The organism is Streptomyces sp. NPDC050528, assembly GCF_044457795.1.
Classification (GTDB): domain Bacteria; phylum Actinomycetota; class Actinomycetes; order Streptomycetales; family Streptomycetaceae; genus Streptomyces.
This window is the reverse complement of record NZ_JBITHH010000011.1, coordinates 408,252-432,147: the sequence shown is the minus strand read 5'-3', so window position 1 is coordinate 432,147 and position 23,896 is coordinate 408,252. Positions and strand designations below refer to the sequence as shown.

Below are 23,896 nucleotides of genomic sequence, written 5' to 3'. Positions count from 1 at the left end.
CTTCCTGGGGGGGGGGGGGGGTGGCGGGCGGGCGGGGGGGGCGGCGCACGCCGGGGGGCCCCCCCCCCGCCCCCGCCCCCCCCCCCCCGGGGCGGGGGGGGGGCCCCCCCCCCCCGGGCCCCCCCCCCCCCCGGCGGCTTTCTGCGGGCCTCAGGAGCCTCAGGCGTACGGGAACGCCCTCATGCCCACAGAAACCGCCCACGGGAACGCCGGAGGGCCCGCAGCGGTCGCGCTGCGGGCCCTCCGGCGTTTCGCTCGCGTACTCGCGTCCTGCCTACGCCTCGTCCCGGCGCAGCGACGGCTTCAGGTCCTTGAAACGGCCCAGCAGGCCGTTCACGAACGAGGGCGACTCGTCCGTGGAGAACTCCTTCGCCAGCTGCACCATCTCGTCGAGGACGACGGCGTCCGGCGTCTCGTCGGCCCAGATCAGCTCATAGGCGCCGAGGCGCAGGATGTTGCGGTCCACCACGGGCATGCGGTCCAGCGTCCAGCCGACCGAGTACTGCGCGATCAGCTCGTCGATACGGCGCGCGTGCTGCGCGTACCCCTCGACGAGCTCCATCGTGTACTCGCTGACCGGCGGCTGCCGGGTGTCGTCCCGGGAGAGCCGGATCCAGTCCGCGAGGACGGTCTGGACGCCGACACCGCGCTGGTCGCCCTCGAAGAGGATCTGGAAGGCGCGCTTGCGGGCCGTATTGCGGGCAGCCACGGTTAGCTGTTCACCCGGCCGAGGTAGTCGCTGGAGCGGGTGTCGACCTTGATCTTCTCACCGGTGGTGATGAAGAGCGGGACCTGGATCTGGTAACCGGTCTCCAGGGTGGCGGGCTTGGTGCCACCGGTGGAGCGGTCGCCCTGGACGCCGGGCTCGGTCTCCTGGATGACGAGCTCGACGGCGGCCGGCAGCTCGACGAAGAGCACCTCGCCCTCGTGCTGCGCGACCGTGGCGGTGAAGCCCTCGATCAGGAAGTTGGCGGCGTCGCCGACGGCCTTGCGGTCGACCATGAGCTGGTCGTAGGTCTCCATGTCCATGAAGACGAAGTACTCGCCGTCCATGTACGAGAACTGCATGTCGCGCTTGTCGACAGTGGCCGTCTCGACCTTGACGCCGGCATTGAACGTCTTGTCGACGACCTTGCCGGAGAGCACGTTCTTGAGCTTGGTGCGCACGAAGGCAGGGCCCTTGCCGGGCTTGACGTGCTGGAACTCGACGACGGACCAGAGCTGGCCCCCGTCGAGCTTGAGCACCAGGCCGTTCTTGAGGTCGTTCGTGGAAGCCACGGTTGCGGAATCTCCTGGACTGACGTGGACGACCACGGGACACGCGCACAGCTCGGAAGAGCTAGAGCGCGAGCAGCTCCTTGGTCGTGATGGTGAGTAGCTCGGGTCCGCCGTCCGCCTCAGGGCGTACGACGAGCGTGTCATCGATCCGGACACCGCCCCGGCCCGGGAGGTGAACCCCCGGTTCGACGGTGACCGGCACGCAAGCGTCCAGTTTACCCATGGCCGCGGGGGCCAGCTGCGGCTCCTCGTCGATTTCGAGCCCGACACCGTGGCCGGTGAGGGCTGCGAGGCCCTCCGAGTACCCCGCGGAGTCCAGTACCTGGCGGGCCGCGCGGTCCACATCCCGGTAGGCGGCGCCGGGGGCCAGAGACTCCCGCGCGGCCCTCTGGGCGGCGAAGACGAGGTCGTAGAGCTCGATCTGCCAGTCGGCGGGAGAGGTACCGATCACGAACGTACGACCGATCTCACAGCGGTATCCGCGATAGCTGGCGCCGAGGCAGACGGAAAGGAAATCTCCTTCCTCGACCCGTCGGTCGGTCGGCCGGTGGCCGCGTCTGCCCGAGTGCGGGCCGGTGGCGACGGAGGTCGCGAAGGCGGGGCCGTCCGCTCCGTGGTCGACGAGGCGTCGCTCCAGTTCGAGGGCCAGGTGGCGTTCGGTGCGGCCGACGAGGATCGACTCCAGGAGCTCGCCGAGGGCCTGGTCGGCGATCTCGGCGCCGATTCTCAGACAGGAGATCTCCTCCTCGTCCTTGACGACCCGGAGTTGTTCGACCGCGCCGCCGATGTCCGTGAGGCGGAGTGTGGGGGCGACCGAGCGGAGGGCTCTGTGGCGGGCGACCGTGAGGTGGTGTTCTTCTACGGCCATGGATTCCGCGCCGTGCGCTGCCGCGAGGTCCGCGGCGGCTACGGCGGGGTCGCCGTCGGGACCGGGGAGCGTGTGGATGCGCAGTGCCTCGTCGGGGCGGCCCTCGGAAGGGCGTTCCTCCAGCGGGCTCGCGCAGACCAGCATGTCGTCACGCTTGCCGAGCAGCAGAACGGTGCGATGTGGGGCTGGACCGGCCAAGTAGCGCACGTTGGCCGGGTTGGTGACCAGCGTGGATTGGCTGCCGGTGGCTTGGGCTCGGTCCCTGAGCCTTGCTCGGCGGGCTGCGTAGACCTCAGACATGAGATGAGCGTAGGAGCGGTGGCTGGATTGTGCTGGTTGGGAGAGTGCCGTTCGGGGGACGGGGTGGGTTCGACGGTTGTGTGCCGGGTGCGCGCCGGTGGGGGCTTGTCGCGCAGTTCCCCGCGCCCCTAAAAGACATCAAGTCCCGTTCGTTACCAGCTCGGGGGGCTTGCTATTGATCGGGCCAGGACGTCGTTCAGGACCTGGGCCGTCTGCTGGACGTCCATCTGGGAGTTGTCGATGATCGGGAGGCCCGAGCCGTACCAGCCGGCCATGCGGCCGTGGATGCGGGCCACCTCCTCGTCGGTGAGGCGGCGGTTGCCGGAGCGTTCGGCGTTGCGTTCCAGGACGATTTCCAGGCCGGGGAGCAGGACCACCGGGAGGAGGCCGGGGCCTACGTGGCGCTTCCAGCCGCCGAGGCCTACGACCGGGCGGTCGGGGAAGACCGCGTCGTCGAGGATGCAGGAGATGCCGTTGGCGAGGAAGTTGCGGGCGGCGAAGCCGCAGGTGCGGCGGGCCAGGCGGTACTGGGCCTCGGAGTGGTCGTTCCAGCCGGACTGGGGGTCGGCGAAGCCGGAGCGGACCCACTCGCGGACGTCGTCGAGGCTGATGTGGGCGGTGGGGACCCGGCGGTGGTCCGCCCAGTACTTCGCGACGCTCGTCTTGCCCGCGCCGGCGGGGCCGATGAGCAGCACCGCGAGGGTGGTGGAGGTCGGGTCGGGGGCTGCCGCGGCCGGTGGGGCGCTGGGCATGGGGACGGGGCCGCCCGGCGGGAGCTGGACGTGGCCGGTGGTGTCCGGTGCGCGGCGCGGGACCGCGTGCGGCGGCGGGGTGGGTGCGAAGCCCGGGGCCGGTGGCGGGGGTGGCACGGGTGCCGGGCCCGGATGGGGCGGCGGGCCCGAGTGTTGTCCGGCCGGGGACCAACCGGTGGTCGGTCCCTGCCCCGGCTGGTGGGGCGGCGGCAGCGGAGACCCCACTGCGTGCTGCATCCGGTGCCACTCCATCTCGTACGGCGATTGGCGCTGGCAGCGGGCCCGAACCCCCGCTCCCTACCGAACGGTACCTTCCCCGGCCGCCATTTGGTGAACGGCCGGGGAGGGGCCGAAGTGCCCGTCCGCGCAAGGCAATTCGGGCGGAAGGGGCTTGGCGGTACTTACTCGCCCACTTCGCCGTACGCGGCGAGGAGGACCGCCGGGTCGGGGCCTTCGAGCACGGTCGGCTTGGCGAGGCCGTCGAGGACGATGAACCGGAGCAGGTCGCCGCGGGACTTCTTGTCGACCTTCATGGTCTCCAGCAGCTTGGGCCACTGGTCGTAGCGGTAGCTGAGCGGCAGGCCGACCGATTCCAGGATCGTGCGGTGGCGGTCCGCCGTCGCGTCGTCCAACCGGCCCGCGAGACGGCCCAGTTCGGCCGCGAAGTGCATGCCTACGGCCACTGCGGCGCCGTGCCGCCACTTGTAGCGCTCGTTCTTCTCGATGGCGTGCGCGAGGGTGTGGCCGTAGTTGAGGATCTCGCGCAGGCCCGACTCCTTGAGGTCGGCGGAGACGACCTCGGCCTTGACCTTGATGGAGCGTTCGATCAGCTCGGCGGTGTGCGGGCCTGCCGGGGTGCGGGCCGACTCCGGGTCGGACTCGATGAGTTCGAGGATCACCGGGTCGGCGATGAAGCCGGCCTTGATGATCTCGGCGAGCCCGGAGACGTAGTCGTTGACCGGGAGGGAGTCCAGCGCGGCGAGGTCGCAGAGGACGCCGGCCGGCGGGTGGAAGGAGCCGACCAGGTTCTTGCCCTCGGCGGTGTTGATGCCGGTCTTGCCGCCGACGGCCGCGTCGACCATGGCGAGCACGGTCGTCGGTACGGCGATCCAGCGGACCCCGCGCAGCCAGGTCGCGGCGACGAAGCCGGCCAGGTCGGTGGTGGAACCGCCGCCGACACCGACGATGACGTCGGAGCGGGTGAAGCCGGACTGGCCCAGCGCCTTCCAGCAGTAGGCGGCGACCTCGGCGGTCTTGGCCTCCTCCGCGTTCGGCACCTGGATGACGACGGCCTCGAAGCCCTGCCCGGCCAGGTCGGCGCGCAGTGCCTCACCCGTCTCGTCGAGCGCCTCGGGGTGGATGACGGCGACCCGCTTGGCCCGGTCGCCGACCAACGCGCCCAGTTCGCCCAGGAGTTGACGGCCCACCAGGACCTCGTACGGGTCGCTGCCCGCCGTGCCGCCGACCTGGATCCGCGTCACTGACTCGCTCATGCTTCCTTCAACTCCAGTGCGTCCAGGACGGCTTGGGTGACGTCCTCGGGGGTGCGGCCGTCGGTCGGTACGACGACCTGCGCGACCTCGGCGTACAAGTGCCGCCTGGCTTCCATCAGTTCACGCCACTGCTTGCGCGGATTGATCGCCAGCAGCGGACGGGCCGCGTTGAGGCCGGTGCGCTTGACCGCTTCGTCCACGTCCATCGAGAGGTAGACGACCCGGTGCGCGGCGAGCAGCGCGCGCGTGTCCTCGTCGAGGATCGAGCCCCCGCCCAGCGCGAGGACACCGTCGTGCCCGGCGAGCGCCTGGCGCACGGCACGCTTCTCGATCGCACGGAACACGGGCTCGCCCTCGTCCACGAAGATCTCGGCGATGGTGCGGCCCTCGGCGGCCACGATGTCGTCGTCGGTGTCCCGGTAGCCGACACCGAGCCGCTCGGCGAGCTGCTGCCCGACGGTGGACTTGCCGACACCCATGGGACCGACCAGGACGACCAGCGGGGTCGCGGTCACCGGATGGCCAGGTTCTCAAGGTACGAGCGGACGTTACGACGGGTCTCGGGCACCGAGTCGCCGCCGAACTTCTCCGCGACCGCGTCCGCGAGGACCAGGGCGACCATCGCCTCGGCGACGATCCCGGCGGCCGGGACCGCGGACACGTCGGAACGCTGGTGATGAGCCTGCGTGGCCTCACCGGTGACCACGTCGACGGTCTGCAGGGCACGCGGCACGGTCGCGATGGGCTTCATCGCGGCACGCACGCGCAGCAGCTCGCCGGTGCTCAGACCGCCCTCGGTACCACCGGAGCGGCCCGACACCCGGCGGATGCCCTCATCGGTGTTGACGATCTCGTCGTGCGCCTGCGAACCGGGCACCCGGGCCAGCTCGAAACCGTCACCGATCTCCACGCCCTTGATCGCCTGGATACCCATGAGGGCACCGGCCAGCCGGGCGTCCAGCTTCCGATCCCAGTGCACGTGCGAGCCCAGGCCCACGGGAACGCCGTAGGCAAGGATCTCGACCACACCGCCGAGGGTGTCGCCGTCCTTGTGGGCCTGGTCGATCTCCGCGACCATCGCCTTCGACGCGTCCGCGTCCAGACAGCGCACCGGATCGGCGTCCAGCTTCTCGACATCGGCCGGCGTGGGCAGCACACCCTGCGGCGCCTTCGCGGAAGCCAACTCGACGACGTGCGAGACGATCTCGATCCCGGCCGTCTCCTTCAGGTACGACCGGGCCACCGCGCCCAGCGCGACACGGGCCGCGGTCTCCCGCGCGGAGGCCCGCTCCAGGATCGGCCGGGCCTCGTCGAAGCCGTACTTCTGCATACCGGCGAGGTCGGCGTGGCCGGGCCGCGGCCGGGTCAACGGAGCGTTGCGGGCCAGGCCCGCCAGGATCTCCGGGTCGACCGGGTCGGCCGCCATGACCTGCTCCCACTTGGGCCACTCGGTGTTGCCCACCATGATCGCGACCGGCGAACCGAGGGTCAGGCCGTGGCGGACACCGCCGAGGAAGGTGACCTCGTCGCGCTCGAACTTCATGCGCGCACCGCGTCCATAACCGAGCCGGCGCCGGGCCAGGTGGTCCGCCACCATGTCCGTGGTGATCGGCACGCCGGCGGGAAGGCCCTCCAGCGTCGCCACGAGTGCGGGACCGTGGGACTCCCCCGCGGTCAGCCAGCGCAACCTGCTCAACGGTGCTCCTCATGCTCGCGCCCTGGTACTGCTGCGTACGCGCGTCCTCGCATACGTCGACGGCGTGACCGGGTGCGCGGCCCTGGCCCGCCGCCCCCGATCCTCCCACGTCCGGGGCGCGGACCTGGCCGACGGTCCAGGGAGCGGACGCGGTGGGGTACGGGTGAGGGGTACGGATCGGGTTCGAGGTCGGGCGGCGACTTCGCTACAACCCTGCCGGAGGCAAGGACAGGAACCGGCTGACGCCGACAGACCAACCCCACCTCACCGATCCGCCAGCGCCTTCTCCCCCGCCCTCCGCATCACGTCCACCGGGGCAGGCCGGCACCCCGTCATCTGTTCCACCTGGAGTACCGCTTGGTGCACCAGCAGGTCGAGGCCGCTGACGACCGCGCCGCCGTAGCCGGACCAGCGGGCCGCGAGGTCCGTGGGCCAGGGGTCGTAGAGAACGTCGAAGAGGGTGGCGGGGCGTTCCGGTACGGCGGAGGAAAGGGCGTCCGTCGTGCCGGCCGGCGTTGTGGCGAAGACCAGGGGTGCGCGCAGCCCCTCCGCCGCGTCCGACCAGTCGGCCGTGCGTACCTCCACGTCCAGCCGCTCGCCCCACTCCCGCATCTCCGCCGCGCGCGCCTCGCTGCGGACGTAGGCGACGACCTCGCCCGTGCAGATGCGGGCGAGGGCGGCGAGCGCGGAGGAAGCGGTGGCGCCGGCGCCCAGGATCGCGGCGGAGTCGACCTGTTCGATGCCGTGTTCGCGGAGGGCGGCGACCATGCCGGGGATGTCGGTGTTGTCGCCGACTCGGCGGCCGTCCTCCGTGAAGACCACGGTGTTGACCGCGTCCACCGACGACGCCGTCTCGCTGATCTCGTCCAGCAGGGGTATGACCGCCCGCTTCAGAGGCATCGTCAGCGACAGGCCCGCCCACTCCGGGCCCAGGTCCTTGAAGAACCCGGGGAGGGCCGCCTCGTCCACGTCGAAGCGGTCGTAGGACCAGCCGTCCAGCCCCAGCTCCCCGTATGCCGCGCGATGCAGCACCGGGGAGAGGGAGTGGGCGATGGGGGAACCGAGCACGGCGGCACGGCGGGCGTCAGTTGCCCGAGGTGGCATTGAACTTTTCCTTGAGTGCCTGGAATTCGGCGTACGTCTTGGCGAATTCGGTCTTGTTCTCGCCGTCGGTCGCCACGAAGTAGATCCAGCCGTCGTGGGTCGGATTCAGTGCCGCTGCCAGAGCCTCGTCACCGGGGTTGTCGATGGGACCGGGCGGGAGGCCCTTTTGGGTGTAGGTGTTGTACGGGTCCTTGTTGCTGTTGATCTCGGACTCGCTGATGTGGATGTTGCTCTGGCCCTTCAGGTAATTGAAGGTCGAGTCGAATTGCAGGTAGCGGTTCGTCTCGGTGTTCGTGGTCTTGAGGCGGTTGTAGACCACTTCGGCCATCTTGCGGAAGTCGTCGTGCGTCTTGCCCTCGGCCTGGACGAGGCTCGCGACCGTGATGACCTGCAGCGGGTCTTCCAGGTTGAGCGCCTTGGCCTTCGCTTCGAGGTCGATCGCGCCATATTTGTCGCTGGCCTGGGCGACCATCTGCTTGAGGACCGTTTCGGGTTTCATACCCTTTGCGGCGCCGTATGTGCCGGGGTAGAGGAAGCCCTCCAGAGGGTCCTTGATGTCCTTGTTGCTGTTCGCCCAGCTGGGCAGTCCGAGCGACTTGTAGTCCTTCTTCGCAACGGCCTTGGTGGTGCCGTCGGAAACCTGGAGTTTCTTGTCGATCGCCGCGTAGATCTTGGAGTTCCGCCAGCCCGTGGGGACGATCAGATTGTCCTGGCTCTTGGGGTCGAGCATCAGCTTGACCGCACTCGCGGCGGACATTTCCTTCTTGAGGAGAAAGACACCGGCCTGGATCTTCTTGCCGTCGGGATTCTGCGACTGAGCGGCCACGAAGGCATCGACGCTCTTCACGACGCCCTGCTTCTTCAGCTCCTGCCCGATGGTGTAGCCACCCGCCCCCTTGGGGATGGTGACACTCACCGAACCGGTGCCGTCGCCCGCGTAGTCCGGCGCCGAGCCGAAACGGTTCTGGTAGAACTGCCAGCCGAAATAGCCGACCGTGGCCAGGCCGCCGCCGAACACCATGACGACCACGAGGCAGGCGCAGCCGTTGCGGCGCTTCCGCTCCTTGCCGCCTTTGTCCTTGCCTTTGCCGCCCTTGCCCCGTCGGCGCCCGTCCGGCTCGTCATCGGCCTCGTCATCGTCGTCGCCGCCACCCGCGAAGAACGCGTGTTCGCCCTGATCGGGTCCCGGGTCCCAGTCCGTCTGCTCCGGTTCGGGCTCGGTGCGTCGCTTGCCCGGCGGCTCCGGCGGCGGGAACGCGTCGGGCGTGCCGTAGAAATCGGGCTGCTGTTCGCCATAGGCGGCGGCCTGTTGCCCGTACGGGTCGACGGGGTCCGCGGCGTACGGGACGTGCGCAGGCGCGCCGGTGCCGTCCCAGCCGCCCTGCTGATATTGCTGCTGCTGAGCGGCGTACTGCTGATGGCTCTGATCGGCGTACTGCTGCTGGTCCGTCCACTGCTGCTGGTCGGGGTAGTGCGCGTTGCCCTGTTCGTCGTAGACCGGGTACTGCTGCTGCGCCTGACCGTAGTCGGCCTGCTGGCCATGGCCCCAGTCGCCGTACTGCTGCGGCTGTTCCGGGTAGTGCTGCGGCTGGCCGCCGTAGGAGGACTGCTGCCCCTGCTGGGCCTGCTGTCCTTCCCATCCGACGTCCCCGAACAACGGGTCCTCCGGATGCCACGGTTCGGAGCCTGGGCCCCGGCCATACTCAGTCATCGATCCCCTAGAGCCGCGAGGCGGCGGTCGCGGCGCTTGCGGCTCCGGCTCCCGTCCCGCCTCTTGCTGTGCCATGGCTGTTCGAACACCATCGCATCGCGCGGAACGTTACCGTATCGCGATCAGATGACCACTTCGACGCCCTCGCCGGGTGGTTTACCTGACACCCGTTCGGATTCCAGGGCCTGCTGCAGAATGATGACCGCTGCCGCCTGGTCGATGACCGACCGGCCCTTCTTGGACTTCACCCCGGAGGCGCGCAGTCCCTGACTGGCCGTCACCGTGGTCATCCGTTCGTCCAACAGTCTGACCGGTACCGGGGCGATGCCCTTGGCCAGCTCCTGGGCGAAGGCCCGGACCTTCACGGCGGCCGGTCCCTCGCCCCCCTTGAGGGAGCGCGGGAGGCCGACAACGACTTCGATCGGTTCGTACTCCTCGGCGAGCTGCTTCAGCCGGCGGTGTGCCGCCGGGATGTCGCGGCCGGGGACCGTCTCGACGGGAGTGGCGAGGATCCCGTCGGGGTCGCACGAGGCGACCCCGATCCGGGCGTCCCCGACGTCGATCGCGAGTCGACGTCCTCTTCGCATGTTCTCGGCCGTTTCTTACTTGGCCGTGTCGGCGACGAGGCGCTCGACAGCGTCCACGGCCTCGCCGACGGCGGCCGGGTTCTGGCCACCGCCCTGGGCCACGTCCGGCTTGCCGCCACCGCCGCCGCCGAGGGTCTTGGCCGCCGCGCGCACCAGGTCACCGGCCTTGAGGCCGCGCTCGCGGGCGGCTTCGTTGGTGGCGATGACGGTGAGCGGCTTGCCGTTGTTGACCGTGAAGAGGGCTACGACGGCGGCCCGTCCGCCCTGGATACGGCCGCGCACGTCGAGGACCAGCTTGCGCAGGTCGTCGGCGCTCGTGCCGTCCGGGACCTGACCGGTGACGACGGCGATCCCGTGCACGTCCTTGGCGGACTCGACGAGACCGGCGGCGGCCTGGAGCACCTTCTCCGCGCGGAACTTCTCGATCTCCTTCTCGGCGTCCTTCAGCTTGCCGAGCATGGCGGAGACCTTCTCCGGCAGCTCCTCCGGGCGCCCCTTGATCAGCTCCTGGAGCTGGGCGACGACCGTGTGCTCCCGGGCGAGGAAGTTGTAGGCGTCGACACCGACGAGCGCCTCGATACGGCGGACTCCGGAGCCGATCGACGACTCGCCGAGCAGCTTGACCAGGCCGAGCTGCGAGGTGTTGTGGACGTGGGTGCCGCCGCACAGCTCCTTGGAGAAGTCGCCGATGGTCACGACGCGGACCCGCTCGCCGTACTTCTCGCCGAACTCGGCGATGGCGCCCTGCTTCTTGGCTTCGTCGAGGCTGAGGATCTCGGCGTGCACGTCCAGGTCGCGGGCGAGCACCTCGTTGATCTTCTGCTCGACGTCGGTCATCACGGCGGTGGGAACCGCTGACGGCGATCCGAAGTCGAAGCGGAAGCGGCCCGGCTGGTTCTCGGAACCGGCCTGCGCGGCCGTCGGACCCAGCGCGTCACGCAGCGCCTGGTGAGTGAGGTGGGTGGCGGAGTGCGCGCGGGCGATGGCGGTACGGCGGCGGATGTCGATCGCGGCCTCGGCCTTGGCGCCGACGGTGACCTCGCCGTACTGGACGACGCCCTTGTGGACGTAGACCCCGGGCACCGGCTTCTGGCAGTCGCGGATCTCGATCACGGCACCGGACTCGACCTTGATGCGGCCGGTGTCGCCGATCTGGCCGCCGCCCTCGGCGTAGAAGGGGGTGCGGTCGAGGACGATCTCGACCTCGTCGCCCTCGGTCGCGGCCGGGGAGGAGACGCCGTCGACGAGGATGCCGACGATGGTGGACTCGCCCTGGGTGTCCGAGTAGCCGATGAAGTCGGTCTCGCCGGCCTTGTCGGCGATCTCGCGGTAGGCACCGACGCCGGCGTGCCCGGTCTTCTTGGCCTGCGCGTCGGCCTTGGCCTGGTCGCGCTGCTGCTTCATCAGGCGCCGGAAGCCGTCCTCGTCCACGGAAAGGCCCTGTTCGGCGGCCATTTCGAGGGTGAGGTCGATCGGGAAGCCCCAGGTGTCGTGGAGCAGGAACGCCTTGTCGCCGGCGAGGACCTTGCCGCCCGACTGCTTGGTGTCGGCGATGGCGGTGTCGAGGATGTTGGTGCCGGCCTTCAGCGTCTTGACGAAGGCGGCCTCCTCGGCGAGGGCCACGGTCTCGATGCGCTGGCGGTCGGTGACGAGCTCGGGGTACTGCTGGCCCATCATCGCGATGACGGTGTCGATGAGGTCCTTGACGACCAGACCCGTGGCACCGAGCAGCCGCATGTTGCGGATGGCGCGGCGCATGATCCGGCGCAGGACGTAACCGCGCCCCTCGTTGCCAGGGGTCACGCCGTCGCCGATGAGCATCACGGACGTGCGCATGTGGTCGGTGACCACGCGCAGGGAGACGTCCGACTCGTGCGAGTCGCCGTACTCGACGCCGGTCAGCTCGGTGGCCTTCTTGATGACGGCCATGGAGGTGTCGATCTCGTACATGTTCTGCACGCCCTGCAGGATCATCGCGAGGCGCTCCAGACCGAGGCCCGTGTCGATGTTCTTGCTGGGCAGCTCGCCGAGGATCTCGAAGTCCTCCTTGCCGATGCCCTCGCCGCGCTCGTACTGCATGAAGACCAGGTTCCAGATCTCCACGTACCGCTCGTCGTTGACGGCCGGGCCGCCCTCGACGCCGAACTCGGGGCCGCGGTCGTAGTTGATCTCGGAGCACGGGCCGCAGGGACCGGGGACGCCCATCGACCAGTAGTTGTCCTTCTTGCCGAGGCGCTGGATGCGCTCGGCCGGGACGCCGATCTTCTCGCGCCAGATGGTCTCGGCCTCGTCGTCGTCGAGGTAGACCGTGATCCACAGGCGCTCGGGGTCGAGGCCGTAACCACCCTTGTCCTGGGGCGAGGTGAGCAGCTCCCAGGCGTAGGTGATCGCGCCTTCCTTGAAGTAGTCGCCGAAGGAGAAGTTGCCGCACATCTGGAAGAACGTGCCGTGGCGGGTGGTCTTGCCGACCTCTTCGATGTCGGGCGTGCGCACGCACTTCTGCACGCTGGTGGCGCGCGGCCACGGCGGCTTGACCTCGCCGAGGAAGTACGGCTTGAAGGGGACCATGCCGGCGGGGACCAGGAGCAGAGTCGGGTCGTCCGCGATGAGCGACGCCGAGGGAACGACGGTGTGGCCGCGCTCCTCGTAGAAGCTCAGCCAGCGGCGGCGGATTTCAGCCGACTCCATCAGTGGTCCTCATTCCGGTTGTACGAGTACGTCGTCCTGTCGTTTCTTTCGACGGACATGGGGGTGTTGCGGTTCTCGATGGCGAAGTGCTGCCGGGGCGCCGGGAGTTCGGGGTCGACCGGGGCGTTGATCCCCAGTGCGTCGCCGAGTTCGGCCTCGCGCTGGGCCATGCCCGCGCGGACGTCGAGCGCGAAGTGCACCGCGCTGTCCTTGAGCTTGTGGCCCGCTTCGAGCGCCTTGTTGGCCGCGGAGACGGCCAGGTGCTCGGGGGTCAGCTGCTTCAGCTTGCGATTGACCTTGGTGGTCGCCCAGACACCGGCGGCTACGCCCGTGCCGAACCAGAACGTACGGCGGAACATCGCTCGGTCAGTCCTTCTTCCGGGTGCGCTTGCCCCGCCGTCCGGCCGGGACGGTACGGCCCACGATCACCGTACGACGGGACGCCCCGGACGGCGCGGGCACGCTCTCGCGGCGGCCGCCCAGGGCCCGGCGGACGCCGTAGCCGAAGGCCGCGACCTTGACGAGGGGGCCGCCGAAGGTGGAGGCGACGGTGGTGGACAGTGCGGAGGCGTTCGAGGTGACTTCCTGGACGTCGGAGGCGATCGCGTCGACCCGGTCGATCTGGGTCTGCGCGGAGCGCACCGCCGCGGAGGCGTCGGCCAGCAGGGGCACGGCCTGGTCGGTCACGTCCGCGACCAGTTTCGTGGTCGCCTTGAGCGTCTGGGCCAGCCGTACCAGTGCCACGGCGAGGAACGAGACCAGGATCGCCCAGAAGACGGCCACCAGGATCCCGGCCACCTCTCCACCGGACACTGTGCGCACCTACTTCCCGCTCGCTCGCGAAAATCAATAGTGCGCCGAGCCTATCGCGACGAGGGTGGCGCTCCGTACCGCATTACCGCCCCGCGCACACCGGAGTTGCGCGAAGCGATTGTACGGACTGAATACGGTTCAGTACGCTCCGTGTTCCATGCGAGCTTCCCCTGGCGGCGGCACCACCGCGGACGGCAATCTGCCCCTCGAACCCGACCGGTTCGTGGGCCGCTCGGCCGAACTCACCGAGCTGGCGCGGGCACTCGACGCCTCGCGTCTGGTCACGGTGACCGGCCCCGGCGGGGTCGGCAAGTCCCGGCTCTCGGCCCATGCGGCGGCCCGGTCCACTCCCCCGGACGGTGTGTGGCGGGTGGAACTGGCACCGGTGCGCGATCCCGAACTCGTGGACTTCGCGGTCGTGGAGGCGCTGGGGCTGACGGATCACACCGCGCGGCTGCCGCGCGAGGCATTGCTCGCCCACCTGACCGACCGTCAACTCCTTTTGGTGCTGGACGGGTTCGAGCATCTGGTGGAGGTGTGTGCCGAGCTGGTGGCCGAGTTGCTCGGGCGGGTGCCGGGGTTGCGGGTGCTCGCCGTGGGGCGGCGGCCGTTGGAGCTGGCGGGTGAACGGGTCGTCGCGGTGGCGCCGTTGGGCGAGGACGAGGCGGTGGAGCTGTTCGCCGACCGGGCCGCGCAGCAGGGTGTCGCCCTCGAAGACGGTCCGGACGTACGGGAGTTGTGCCGTCGGCTCGACGGGATTCCCCTTGCTGTGGAGCTGGCGGCAGGGCGGCTGCGGGCCTTGTCACCCGGGGAGTTGCTGACGCGGTTCGACGACCGGTTCCGGCTGCTGGCCGGTGGGCGGCGGGACGCGCTGCCCAGGCACCAGACGCTGCGCACGGCGATCGGCTGGAGCCATGAACTGTGCACGCCCGAGGAACGGTTGCTGTGGGCGCGGCTCTCGGTGTTCGCCGGGCGCTTCGATCTGGAGGCCGCCGAGTACGTGTGCGGCGGCGACGGACTGCACTCCGACCGCGTCCTCGACGTCCTCTCCGAACTCCTCGCGCAGTCCGTGGTCGTCCGCGAGGAGACGCCGACGGGCGTGCGCTACCGCATGCTCGACACGATCCGGGCCTACGGTGCCGACTGGCTGGAGGCGGCCGGGGACGCTGCCCGGCTGCGGCGCAGACACCGCGACTGGTATCTGGGCCTGGCCACGTGGTGCGAACTGGACTGGTTCTCGCCGCGTCAGGGCGAGGTCGCCGCGCGGGTCGAGGCGGAACTGCCGAATCTGCGCGGCGCGTTGGAGTACTGCCTGACCGAGCCGGACGAGACGCATCTGGGCCAGTACCTCGCGGGCTCCCTGTGGTTCTACTGGGCGGGCTGCGGGCGCCTCGCGGAGGGCCGGCACTGGCTGGAGCAGGCCGTGCAGTTGGACGCGGAGGACACCGCCAACGACCAGTCACGGCTGAAGGCCCTCTGGGTGCTCGGCTATGTGGCGATCCTCCAGGGCGACACCGTGCCCGCGCTGGCTGCCCTCCAGGAGTGCCGCGAGGAGGCGGACGAGGCCGCGAACCCCACGGCGGTCGCCTACGCCGAACACCGCACCGGCTGCCTGGCGTTGGTCACCGACGACATGGCCCGCGCGGAGACCCTGCTGCGCTCGGCGCTCGACCGCTACCAGCAGATCGGCGAGCTCAACAGCAACGTCCTGATGGGTCAGGTCGAACTGGCGATGACCCGGGCGTTCCAGGGCGACCTGGCGGACGCGGTGAAGCTGTGCGAGGACGTCCGGCGCGTGTGCGAGGACCACGGCGAGCGCTGGACCCGGGCGTACGCGCTGTACGTCCTGGCCTACGTCGCCTGGAGCGACGGCGAACTCCCGCTCGCCCGGGACCTGTTGGCGGACTGCCTGGGCAGCGCGCACGGGTTCCGCGACCTGCTGGGTTCGGTGCTCGCGGTCGAGCTGCTGGCCCTCGTCACGGCGGCGGAGGGCGATGCCGCCGAGGCCGCGCTGTTGCAGGGCGCGGCGTCCGGGATGTGGCCCTCGGTGGGGCTGCCGCTGTTCGGCTCGGCGTACTACAACGCGCCGCACGAGCTGTGCGAGGCGATGGCCCGCGAGCGCCTCGGCGACGAGCGGTACGAGGAGTGCGTACGGGAAGGGGCGCTGCTCGGCCGGGAGGCGGCCGTGGCGCGGGCGTTGGGGCAGGAGCGGTCGCTCGACGCGCTGCCCGTGCCGCGCGGACCGCTGCGGCGGGCGCCGGCGATCGTGGACATGCGAAAGCCCGCCGCCTCCCCCACCTGGAAGGGCGGGGAGCCGACGGGCTGACGCGGGTGGTGCTACGACCGTGAGGTGATCAGCGGGCGTAGTACTCGACGACGAGCTGCTCGTCGCAGATCACCGGGATCTCCTTGCGGTTCGGCTCGCGGTCCAGGCGGAACGCCAGGGCGCCGAGGTTCACCTGGAGGTAGCGCGGGGTCTCGCCGTCGGGGGCGAAGCCACCGGCGCGGGAGACCTCGAACAGGGTCTTGCTGCGGCTGCGCTCGCGGACCATGACGACGTCGTCCGGCTTGACGCGGAAGGACGGCTTGTCGACCTTCTGGCCGTTGACCTCGATGTGGCCGTGAACGACCATCTGGCGGGCCTGGTAGATCGTGCGGGCGATGCCCGAACGCAGGACCAGCGCGTCGAGACGACGCTCCAGCTCGATGATCAGGGCCTCACCGGTCTTGCCCTGGACCTTGGAGGCACGCTCGTAGGCGCGGACGAGCTGGCGCTCGGACACGTCGTACTGCGCGCGCAGACGCTGCTTCTCCAGCAGACGGACCTTGTAGTCCGAGTTCTGCTTGCGGCCACGACCGTGCTCACCCGGCGGGTAGGGACGGGCCTCGAAGTACTTGACGGCCTTCGGGGTCAGCGCGATGCCGAGGGCACGCGACTTCTTGACCTTGGGGCGGGACTGATTCGCCACGATGTCTCTTTCCTGGTTATCGGCTTGTCAGGGTGGTGAGAGAGGTCGCATCCGCAGCCGGGGAGACCCGCCGAATCCCTTGCGGGACCTGGTGGGCAGCCGCTCCCCTGATCTGGGCACTACGTGCAGCACGCGAGTGGCCCACCGACCGGTCCCGCCTCGCGGCGGATGGTGGTGGGCTGCCCGCGACACCATTCGAACGGTGCGCGACGCTCCTGGAGCCGGTCCGAAAACCGTGGCTCCGGCTGACCGTCCCGTTCTGACAGCACGGGACACAGCACTTCGGGGGATTCTACAGGGTGCTCAGGACCGCTTACGACCAAGGTGTTTTCTGGTCCACTCCACGGCGTCCGCGTACCGCGCCTCGGCTCCGTGCCGGGTCGGCTCGTAGTACTCGCGGTCCTTCAGCTCCTCCGGGGCGTACTGCTGCTCGGCGATCCCCTCGGGCAGGTCGTGCGGGTAGACGTACCCCTGCGCGTGCCCGAGCTTGGCCGCGCCCTTGTAGTGCCCGTCCCGCAGATGCATGGGCACCGGGCCCGCGTGCCCCTTGCGTACGTCCTCCATGGCGGCGCCGATCGCGTTGGTCGCCGCGTTCGACTTGGGCGCCAGGGCGAGCGCGATGGTGGCGTGGCTGAGGGTGAGCGCGGCCTCCGGGAAGCCGATCATCGCTACGGCCTGGGCGGCGGCGACCGCGATGGGCAGAGCGTTCGGATCGGCCAGGCCGATGTCCTCGCTCGCGGAGATCATCAGGCGGCGGGCGATGAAGCGGGGGTCCTCGCCGGCCTCGATCATGCGGGCGAGGTAGTGCAGGGCCGCGTCGACGTCCGAACCCCGGATGGACTTGATGAGGGCACTGGCCACGTCGTAGTGCTGGTCGCCGTCGCGGTCGTACTTCACCGCCGCGCGGTCGACCGTCTCCTCCAGGGTCTGGAGGGTGATGTCCGGCTCGCCCTTGTCCAGGGCGGCCCCGGCGGCGGCCTCCAGGGCGGTGAGCGCGCGGCGGGCGTCGCCGCCGGCGATCCGCAGCAGGTGGTTCTCGCTGTCCTCGGGGAGGGTGACCGCGTCCTTGAGCCCGCGCTCGTCGGACAGTGCCCGGCGCAGCAGGGCGCGCAGGTCGTCGTCCGTGAGGGGTTCGAGGGTGAGGAGCAGGGAGCGGGACAGCAGCGGGGAGATCACCGAGAAGTACGGGTTCTCCGTGGTCGCCGCGATGAGGGTGATCCAGCGGTTCTCGACGGCCGGGAGCAGGGAGTCCTGCTGGGCCTTGCTGAAGCGGTGGATCTCGTCGAGGAAGAGGACGGTCTCCTTGCCGAAGCCACCGGTGGCGCGCCGGGCGCCGTCGATGACCGCGCGGACCTCCTTGACCCCGGCGGTGATCGCGGACAGCTCCACGAACCGCTTGTTGGTCGCCTTGGAGACGACGTACGCGAGGGTCGTCTTGCCGGTGCCGGGCGGTCCCCAGAGGATCACCGAGGAGGGGCCGGCCGGGCCACCCGCCCCTTCACCGACGAGTCGGCGCAGGGGCGAGCCCGGCTTCAGCAGATGCTGCTGGCCCACGACCTCGTCGAGGGTGCGCGGGCGCATCCGCACCGCCAGGGGACTGCTGGACGGGTCCTTCTCCTGGCGTTCTTCCGCGGCGGCGGTGAATAGGTCGGGCTCCACGTCCAAAACCCTATGTCACGCCACTGACAATCCGGTCGGGCCGGGTTCTACGCCCAGAGCTGGGTGCCCCAGCGGGTCAGGATCAGCATGGCGATGATGCCGACGTGGGTGACCGGGAGGACCCAGGTGAACTCGCCCAGGAAGTTCTTGACCGGGCGCGGGGCCTTCAGGAAGTCGTTGCGGATGTTGAACGACGTGACGTACCAGAACATGGTGATCGTGGCGACCCAGGCCAGCGAGCACCACAGACACAGCGCGTTGATCCGGTACAGCGACTGGAACTGCAGCCAGGTGCAGAAGGCCACCCCGAAGAGCGTGCCGAAGTTGAAGGTCAGCCAGTACCAGCGCGGGAACTGCACCCGGGTCAGCAGGCTGACGCCGACGCAGATGACGATGCCGTAGGCGACCAGGCCGAGCATCGGGTTCGGGAAGCCGAAGGCGGCGGCCTGCTTGCTCTCCATGACGCTGCCGCAGGACACGATCGGGTTGATGCTGCAGCTCGGGGTGAACGTCTTCCCGGCGAGCTTGCCCTCAAGGATCTTGAACTTGTCGATCGTGATGACCCACGCGGCAAGCAGTCCGGCCGCACCGGTGATCATCAGCAGCACGGCGAAGGCCCGGCTGCTGCCCACCGTGCGCGGCTCGTCGGCCGTGTGCTCCGGTTCGGAGTCGGTGGAGACGTCCTTCACTGTCGTCTTGCTCATCACGCCGATCCGTCACTTGAGAGTTGGACCTTCTTCGGGCAGGGCCATTGTGCCGCACGCACACGCGTGTCCACCGTTCGATGGACATAAGGAAGGACGCACGGTCGTCCCTGAGCGCTCGATTCCGGACGATGCTCGTGGCATGACAACACAGGCGAACGACCTCGCAGTGGATGTGCGGGGGCTGCGCAAGCAGTACGGGGACGTGACCGCCGTCGACGGAATCGACCTGGAGATCCTCACCGGGGAGGTGTTCGGCCTGCTCGGGCCCAATGGGGCGGGCAAGAGCACCACGGTCGAGATCCTCCAGGGCAACCGCGGCCGGGACGCCGGCGAGGTCTCGGTGCTCGGCTCGGACCCGGCGACGGGCACACGCGCGTGGCGTTCGCGGGTCGGGATCGTCTGGCAGGACGAATCGGCACCCGCGGAGTTGACGGTCGGCGAAACGGTACGGCATTTCGCGCGCTACTACCCCCGGCCGCGCGACCCGGAGGAGGTCATCGGTCTGGTGGGTCTGGAGGCCAAGGTGGACAGCCGCATCAAGGCGCTGTCGGGCGGCCAGCGCAGGCGTCTCGACGTGGCCCTCGGCGTGATAGGCGGCCCCGATCTCCTCCTCCTGGATGAGCCGACGACCGGCTTCGACCCGGCGGCCCGGCGCCAGTTCTGGGACCTGATCCGCAAGCTCGCCGACGAGGGCACCACGATCCTCCTCACCACCCACTACCTGGAGGAGGCGGAAAACCTCGCCGACCGCCTCGCCATCGTCGCCAAGGGCCGCGTGGTCGCCGAGGGCGAACCGGCCGCCCTGCGCGAACGCCATGGCACCGGAGCGACCGTCGAGTGGACCGAGCCGGACGGCACCCCGCGCGCGGAGCACACGGAGACTCCTACCAAGGTCGTAGCCGAGCTCATGCACCGCTTCGACGGCGAGATCCCCGGACTCCTCGTGAGCCGCCCCACCCTGGAGGACGTCTACCTCCGCCTGACCGGACAGGAGGACGCGCGATGACCACGACCACGGACACGACCGCCGTACGGACCCGGACGAAGACCTCCGGAGAGCGACTCCCCAACGCCTGGGGACTCGGCCTCCGGCGCGGGTCGCTGGAACTCAAACAGTTCTTCCGGCAGCGCGACCAGGTGGTGTTCACCTTCGCCTTCCCGGTCGTCTTCCTCTTCCTCTTCGCGTCGATCTTCAAGGACGACGTCCGGGGCGCGGGCGTCAACGCCTCCCAGCTCTACGTCCCGGCCATGATGGCCGCCGGCATCATGTCGACGAGTTTCCAGTCCCTCGGCATCTCGATCGCGATCGAACGCGACGAGAAGGTGCTGCGCCGGCTGCGCGGCACCCCGATGCCACCGGCCGCGTACTTCCTCGGCAAGATCTGGCTGGTTCTGGTCACGGGCCTGATGGAGACGGCGATCCTGCTCCTCGTCGGCACCACGCTCTACGACGTGGACCTGCCCTCGTCGGCGGTGAAGTGGCTGGACTTCGGGTGGATCTTCGTGCTCGGTCTGACGGCGTGCGCGCTGCTCGGCATCGCGGTCAGCTCGGTCCCGAAGTCCGGCAAGAGCGCGACCTCCGTGGTCGTACTCCCCTTCCTGGTCCTGCAGTTCATCTCCGGGGTGTACATCTCCATCGACACCATCCCGGACTGGATGCTCAACATCGGTGCCCTGTTCCCGCTGAAGTGGATGTGCCAGGGGCTGCGCGGGGTGTTCCTGCCCTCGTCGGCGCAGGTGCTGGAGCAAGCCGGGAGCTGGGAGTTCGGGAAGGTCGCACTGGTGCTCGGGGCGTGGTGCGTCGGAGGATTGCTGCTGTGCCTGCTGACCTTCCGGTGGAAGAACCGGCGCGACGGATGACGGCTCCGCACGGGGCGTCGGGCTCGTACACCTGGGACCGCTCGTTCCGGCTCTGGGACACGTACTTCGCCCTGATCTGGCTGGCCACCCTGGTGTTCGTGCTCGGCACGAGCCAACCGGGGTGGCCGGTACGCGTCACGGCGGCCGCGCTCCTCGTCCCGCTGATCCCGCTCTACGTCTGGGTCGGGCGCCCCGTGCTTCGGGGCGATCCGCCCGACGAGCGGCGCGCCGTCGGCTACCTGGTGGCGCAGATGGCGCTGTTCCTGCCCTCGGCGGTGCTGGTCGGCGAGACCCGGCTGATGGGCTTCGCCCTCGTCCCGCCCTGTTTCATGGTGCTGCGGCTGCGCTGGGCGCTGATCGCGGTGACGGTGATCAACATCGCGCCCGTGATCGGCTGGACGCTGCTGTGGTGGCCTGGCGCGCAGGACGTGTTCTTCAACTCGGTCTTCGCGGTGGTCACCCTGGTCTTTTCGATGGCCCTCGGCACCTGGATCATCCGTGTCATCGAACAGAGCCAGGAGCGCGCGGAGTTGATAGCCGAGCTGGACGCCAGCCGCCACGAGGTCTCCCGACTGTCCTCGGCGCACGGCGCGTTGGCCGAACGGGAGCGGATGGCCCGCGAGATCCACGACACCCTCGCGCAGGGCTTCACCAGTCTGCTGATGCTGGTCCAGGCGGTGGAGGCGGAACTGGACGACGATCTCCCGCAGGCCCGCCGCCACTTGGCCCTGATGGACGAGACGGCCCGGCAGAACCTCGCCGAGGCCCGCGCCCTGGTCGCCGGCGGCACACCGGCCGACCTGGAGGGCGCGTCCCTCTCGGACGCCCTGCGCCGGCTCGCCGCCCGCCATGACGCGACACTCCAAGTCACCGGCCCGGTACGCGCGTTGCCCGCCGGGCCGGAGGTCGTGGCTCTGCGTTCGTGCCAGGAGGCGCTCGCCAACGCCCGTAAGCATGCGGGGAGTTCGGCGGCGGTGAGCCTCGCGCTGGTGTACGCCGATGAGCAACTCACCGTGTCCGTAAGGGATGACGGGTGCGGGTTCGATCCGGGGGCGGTGTCCGGTGGTTACGGGTTGGCGGGGTTGCGGACGCGGGCGGCGGAGGTGGGTGGGACGGCGGTGGTGCGGAGTGCGGTGGGTGAGGGGACGACGGTGACGGTACGGCTGCCGGTCTCGCCGGTATCGGCTCTGAGGAGTACTCGATGATCCGGATCATCCTGGCCGACGACCATCCCGTCGTACGGGAAGGTCTGCGCGCCATGCTCAGTGCCGAACCGGATCTCGATGTCGTCGCCGATGCCTCCAGTGGGCCGCAGGCGGAGGCGCTGGCCGCCGAGTTGAGGCCGGACATCGTGTTGATGGACCTGCGGATGCCGGGCGGCGGGGGTGTCGACTCCATCGTGCGGATGAGTGCGGCGGGGCTGTCTTGCCGGGTGATCGTCCTCACGACGTATGAGACCGACCGGGACATCCTTCGGGCCGTGGAGGCCGGAGCTGCGGGCTATCTGCTGAAGGATCTGCCTCGGGGGGAACTGGCAAACGCCGTGCGGGCCGCTGCGCGTGGCGAGACGGTGTTGGCGCCTTCTGTGGCGGCGCGGTTGGTGGACCAGTTGCGGACCAAGCCGGAGCGGCCTCGGTTGTCCGAGCGGGAGACTTCTGTGCTGCGGTTGGTGGCGGAGGGGTGCACCAACGCGGAGATCGGGCGGCGGTTGTACATCGGGGAGTCGACTGTGAAGACCCATCTGCTGCGGGTCTTCGGGAAGTTGGGGGTGGATGACCGGACGGCTGCGGTGACGAGTGCGATGCGGTTCGGGTTGCTGGACTGAGAATCTCGCCCCCGCCGCCCCTACCCGTCCCATCCCAGGGGGCTCCGCCCCCTGGACCCCCGCTCCTCAAACGCCGGAGGGGCTGGATTGTAGGCGGAGGGGCTGGAGCAGCTGGGTTTGCGACGGGGGCTGAAAGCGCTGAAGGGGTAAAACGCCGGACGGGCCGAGAGATGCTGACCGGAGCTTCCAAGGCGCCGGTGCACATCTCTCAGCCCGTCCGGCGTTTGAGGACGAGGCCGTTCAGGCCGAAGCGGGGGTCTGGGGGCGGCAGCCCCCAGGGATGGGACGGGTAGGGGCGGCGGGGGCGAGGAAACCAGGCCTCAGCCCAGTTTCGACTCCAGCTCCGCCACGATCTCGTTCACCCCGACCGCCGACTGCTCCCCGGACTCCATGTCCTTGAGCTGGACGACACCCTCGGCAAGGTCACGCTCGCCGGCGACGATCGTGTAGCGAGCCCCACTGCGGTTCGCGTTCTTCATCGCGCCCTTCAGCCCCTTGGAGCCGTAGGAGAAGTCGGCCGCGATCCCCAGCTTGCGGAGTTCGGTCACCTTGGCGAAGAGAACCCGGCGAGCCTCCTCACCCAGCGGGACCGCGAACACGCTGGTGGACGCGGGGAGTTCGAGTTCGACGCCCTCCGCCTCCAGGGCGAGGACCGTACGGTCGACGCCCAACGCCCAGCCCACGGACGGCAGCGCGGGACCCCCGATCATCTCGGACAGACCGTCGTAACGACCGCCACCGCCCACCGCGGACTGGGACCCCAGACCGTCGTGGACGAACTCGAAGGTCGTACGGGTGTAGTAGTCCAGGCCACGGACCAGCTTCGGGTCGTCCTCGAAGGCGACGCCCGCAGCCGTGATGAGCTCACGGACCTCCTCGTGGTACGCCTTGCACGCGTCGCACAGGTAGTCACGGAGCAACGGCGCGTCCGTCAACTGCTTCTGGACGTCGGGGCGTTTGTCGTCGAGGACACGGAGCGGGTTGATGTCCGCGCGGCGGAGCGTCTCCTCGTCGAGGTCCAGGCCCCGGAGGAAGGTCTGCAGCGCCTCCCGGTACACCGGACGGCACTCCTTGTCGCCCAGGCTGTTGAGGAGGATGCGGAAGTTCCGCAGCCCCAGGGAGCGGTACGCCTGGTCCGCGAGGATGATCAACTCGGCGTCCAGCGCCGGGTCTTCGGCACCGATCGCCTCGGCCCCGACCTGGGAGAAGTGGCGGTAACGGCCCTTCTGGGGGCGCTCGTAGCGGTAGTACGAGCCGGAGTACCAGAGCTTGACCGGGAGGTTGCCCAGCTTGTGCAGGTTGGCCTCAAGTGCCGCGCGCAGTACGGAAGCCGTGCCCTCGGGGCGCAGGGCGAGCTGGTCGCCGCCCTTGGTCTCGAAGGCGTACATCTCCTTGGTCACGATGTCGGTGGACTCACCGACACCGCGCGCGAAGAGCTCGACGTTCTCGAAGCCGGGCGTCTCGATGTAGCCGTAGCCGGAGTTGCGCAGCGGAGCGGCGATGGCCTCGCGCACGGCGAGGTACTTGGCCGACTCCGGCGGAATCAGGTCGTACGTGCCCTTGGGGGCCTGAAAGGTGCTCACGAA

22 protein-coding genes are annotated in these 23,896 nt (G+C 69.7%); 5 read left to right on the top strand and 17 right to left on the bottom strand.

Going from position 1 to position 23,896, the window contains the following annotated elements; genetic code table 11:
* Positions 1–274 precede the first annotated feature (274 nt).
* From nusB to ACIBK4_RS35350, 13 genes are all read right to left on the bottom strand, one after another.
* The gene (gene nusB / locus ACIBK4_RS35410; RefSeq protein WP_019066395.1) at positions 275–709 is read right to left on the bottom strand and encodes a transcription antitermination factor NusB; all 435 of its coding nucleotides are present in this window, start codon (positions 707–709) and stop codon (positions 275–277) included.
* A gap of 2 nt (positions 710–711) precedes the next feature.
* Positions 712–1,278, bottom strand: a complete 567-nt coding sequence (gene efp / locus ACIBK4_RS35405) for an elongation factor P (protein ID WP_019059745.1) — start codon at positions 1,276–1,278, stop codon at positions 712–714.
* A gap of 61 nt (positions 1,279–1,339) precedes the next feature.
* Positions 1,340–2,446 carry an aminopeptidase P family protein gene (locus ACIBK4_RS35400; RefSeq protein WP_399001469.1) on the bottom strand — a complete coding sequence of 369 codons (1,107 nt, stop codon included), beginning with the start codon at positions 2,444–2,446 and terminating at the stop codon, positions 1,340–1,342.
* 152 nt (positions 2,447–2,598) lie between these two features.
* Positions 2,599–3,435 carry a Pro-rich N-terminal domain-containing protein gene (locus ACIBK4_RS35395; protein WP_399001467.1) on the bottom strand — a complete coding sequence of 279 codons (837 nt, stop codon included), beginning with the start codon at positions 3,433–3,435 and terminating at the stop codon, positions 2,599–2,601.
* A gap of 164 nt (positions 3,436–3,599) precedes the next feature.
* Positions 3,600–4,691: a 3-dehydroquinate synthase gene (gene aroB, locus ACIBK4_RS35390; RefSeq protein ID WP_399001465.1), complete on the bottom strand. Its 1,092-nt coding sequence runs from the start codon at positions 4,689–4,691 to the stop codon at positions 3,600–3,602.
* Positions 4,688–5,170, bottom strand: a complete 483-nt coding sequence (locus tag ACIBK4_RS35385) for a shikimate kinase (protein WP_399001497.1) — start codon at positions 5,168–5,170, stop codon at positions 4,688–4,690. The genes aroB and ACIBK4_RS35385 overlap by 4 nt, the downstream gene beginning before the upstream one ends.
* Positions 5,171–5,202: 32 nt before the next feature.
* Complete coding sequence (aroC, locus tag ACIBK4_RS35380; protein WP_399001464.1) at positions 5,203–6,387, bottom strand: chorismate synthase; 1,185 nt, start codon at positions 6,385–6,387, stop codon at positions 5,203–5,205.
* Positions 6,388–6,651: 264 nt separating this feature from the next.
* Positions 6,652–7,491, bottom strand: coding sequence for a shikimate dehydrogenase (locus ACIBK4_RS35375; protein ID WP_399001463.1), 840 nt, complete (start codon positions 7,489–7,491; stop codon positions 6,652–6,654).
* Positions 7,472–9,202 (bottom strand): endolytic transglycosylase MltG, encoded by a 1,731-nt coding sequence (mltG, locus tag ACIBK4_RS35370; RefSeq protein WP_399001495.1) that lies wholly within the window; start codon positions 9,200–9,202, stop codon positions 7,472–7,474. The genes ACIBK4_RS35375 and mltG overlap by 20 nt, the downstream gene beginning before the upstream one ends.
* 122 nt (positions 9,203–9,324) lie before the next feature.
* Entirely contained in the window at positions 9,325–9,789 is a 465-nt protein-coding gene (ruvX, locus tag ACIBK4_RS35365; RefSeq protein ID WP_033282278.1) for a Holliday junction resolvase RuvX, read from the bottom strand.
* Between the two features lie 15 nt (positions 9,790–9,804).
* Positions 9,805–12,477 (bottom strand): alanine--tRNA ligase, encoded by a 2,673-nt coding sequence (alaS, locus tag ACIBK4_RS35360; RefSeq protein ID WP_390165269.1) that lies wholly within the window; start codon positions 12,475–12,477, stop codon positions 9,805–9,807.
* Positions 12,477–12,836 (bottom strand): hypothetical protein, encoded by a 360-nt coding sequence (locus ACIBK4_RS35355; protein ID WP_399001460.1) that lies wholly within the window; start codon positions 12,834–12,836, stop codon positions 12,477–12,479. Before ACIBK4_RS35355 ends, alaS begins: the two co-directional genes overlap by 1 nt.
* Before the next feature lie 7 nt (positions 12,837–12,843).
* Positions 12,844–13,299 (bottom strand): DUF948 domain-containing protein, encoded by a 456-nt coding sequence (locus tag ACIBK4_RS35350; RefSeq protein ID WP_366434290.1) that lies wholly within the window; start codon positions 13,297–13,299, stop codon positions 12,844–12,846.
* A 148-nt stretch (positions 13,300–13,447) separates the two neighbouring features.
* Here ACIBK4_RS35350 and ACIBK4_RS35345 point away from each other — a divergent pair, with 148 nt between their 5' ends.
* Entirely contained in the window at positions 13,448–15,616 is a 2,169-nt protein-coding gene (locus ACIBK4_RS35345) for an ATP-binding protein (RefSeq protein ID WP_399001457.1), read from the top strand.
* Between the two features lie 28 nt (positions 15,617–15,644).
* Here the strand turns inward: ACIBK4_RS35345 and rpsD are convergent, their stop codons facing one another.
* The 3 genes from rpsD to ACIBK4_RS35330 form a co-directional block, all read right to left on the bottom strand.
* The gene (gene rpsD, locus ACIBK4_RS35340) at positions 15,645–16,259 is read right to left on the bottom strand and encodes a 30S ribosomal protein S4 (RefSeq protein ID WP_019066381.1); all 615 of its coding nucleotides are present in this window, start codon (positions 16,257–16,259) and stop codon (positions 15,645–15,647) included.
* Positions 16,260–16,562: 303 nt separating this feature from the next.
* Positions 16,563–17,918 (bottom strand): replication-associated recombination protein A, encoded by a 1,356-nt coding sequence (locus ACIBK4_RS35335; protein WP_399001454.1) that lies wholly within the window; start codon positions 17,916–17,918, stop codon positions 16,563–16,565.
* Positions 17,919–17,965: 47 nt separating this feature from the next.
* The gene (locus tag ACIBK4_RS35330; protein WP_399001452.1) at positions 17,966–18,622 is read right to left on the bottom strand and encodes a vitamin K epoxide reductase family protein; all 657 of its coding nucleotides are present in this window, start codon (positions 18,620–18,622) and stop codon (positions 17,966–17,968) included.
* Between the two features lie 142 nt (positions 18,623–18,764).
* Between ACIBK4_RS35330 and ACIBK4_RS35325 the strand changes: the two genes are divergently transcribed.
* From ACIBK4_RS35325 to ACIBK4_RS35310, 4 genes are read left to right on the top strand one after another with little or no spacing between them, the layout of a single operon-like run.
* Positions 18,765–19,631, top strand: coding sequence for an ABC transporter ATP-binding protein (locus ACIBK4_RS35325; protein WP_399001450.1), 867 nt, complete (start codon positions 18,765–18,767; stop codon positions 19,629–19,631).
* Positions 19,628–20,485, top strand: coding sequence for an ABC transporter permease (locus ACIBK4_RS35320; protein ID WP_399001448.1), 858 nt, complete (start codon positions 19,628–19,630; stop codon positions 20,483–20,485). The genes ACIBK4_RS35325 and ACIBK4_RS35320 overlap by 4 nt, the downstream gene beginning before the upstream one ends.
* Positions 20,482–21,690 carry a sensor histidine kinase gene (locus ACIBK4_RS35315; protein WP_399001446.1) on the top strand — a complete coding sequence of 403 codons (1,209 nt, stop codon included), beginning with the start codon at positions 20,482–20,484 and terminating at the stop codon, positions 21,688–21,690. The genes ACIBK4_RS35320 and ACIBK4_RS35315 overlap by 4 nt, the downstream gene beginning before the upstream one ends.
* A complete protein-coding gene (locus ACIBK4_RS35310) occupies positions 21,687–22,310 on the top strand; it encodes a response regulator (protein ID WP_399001444.1) in 624 nt (207 codons plus the stop codon). Before ACIBK4_RS35315 ends, ACIBK4_RS35310 begins: the two co-directional genes overlap by 4 nt.
* A gap of 320 nt (positions 22,311–22,630) precedes the next feature.
* Here the strand turns inward: ACIBK4_RS35310 and hisS are convergent, their stop codons facing one another.
* Positions 22,631–23,893, bottom strand: a complete 1,263-nt coding sequence (hisS, locus tag ACIBK4_RS35305; RefSeq protein WP_399001442.1) for a histidine--tRNA ligase — start codon at positions 23,891–23,893, stop codon at positions 22,631–22,633.
* Between the last annotated feature and the right edge of the window lie 3 nt (positions 23,894–23,896).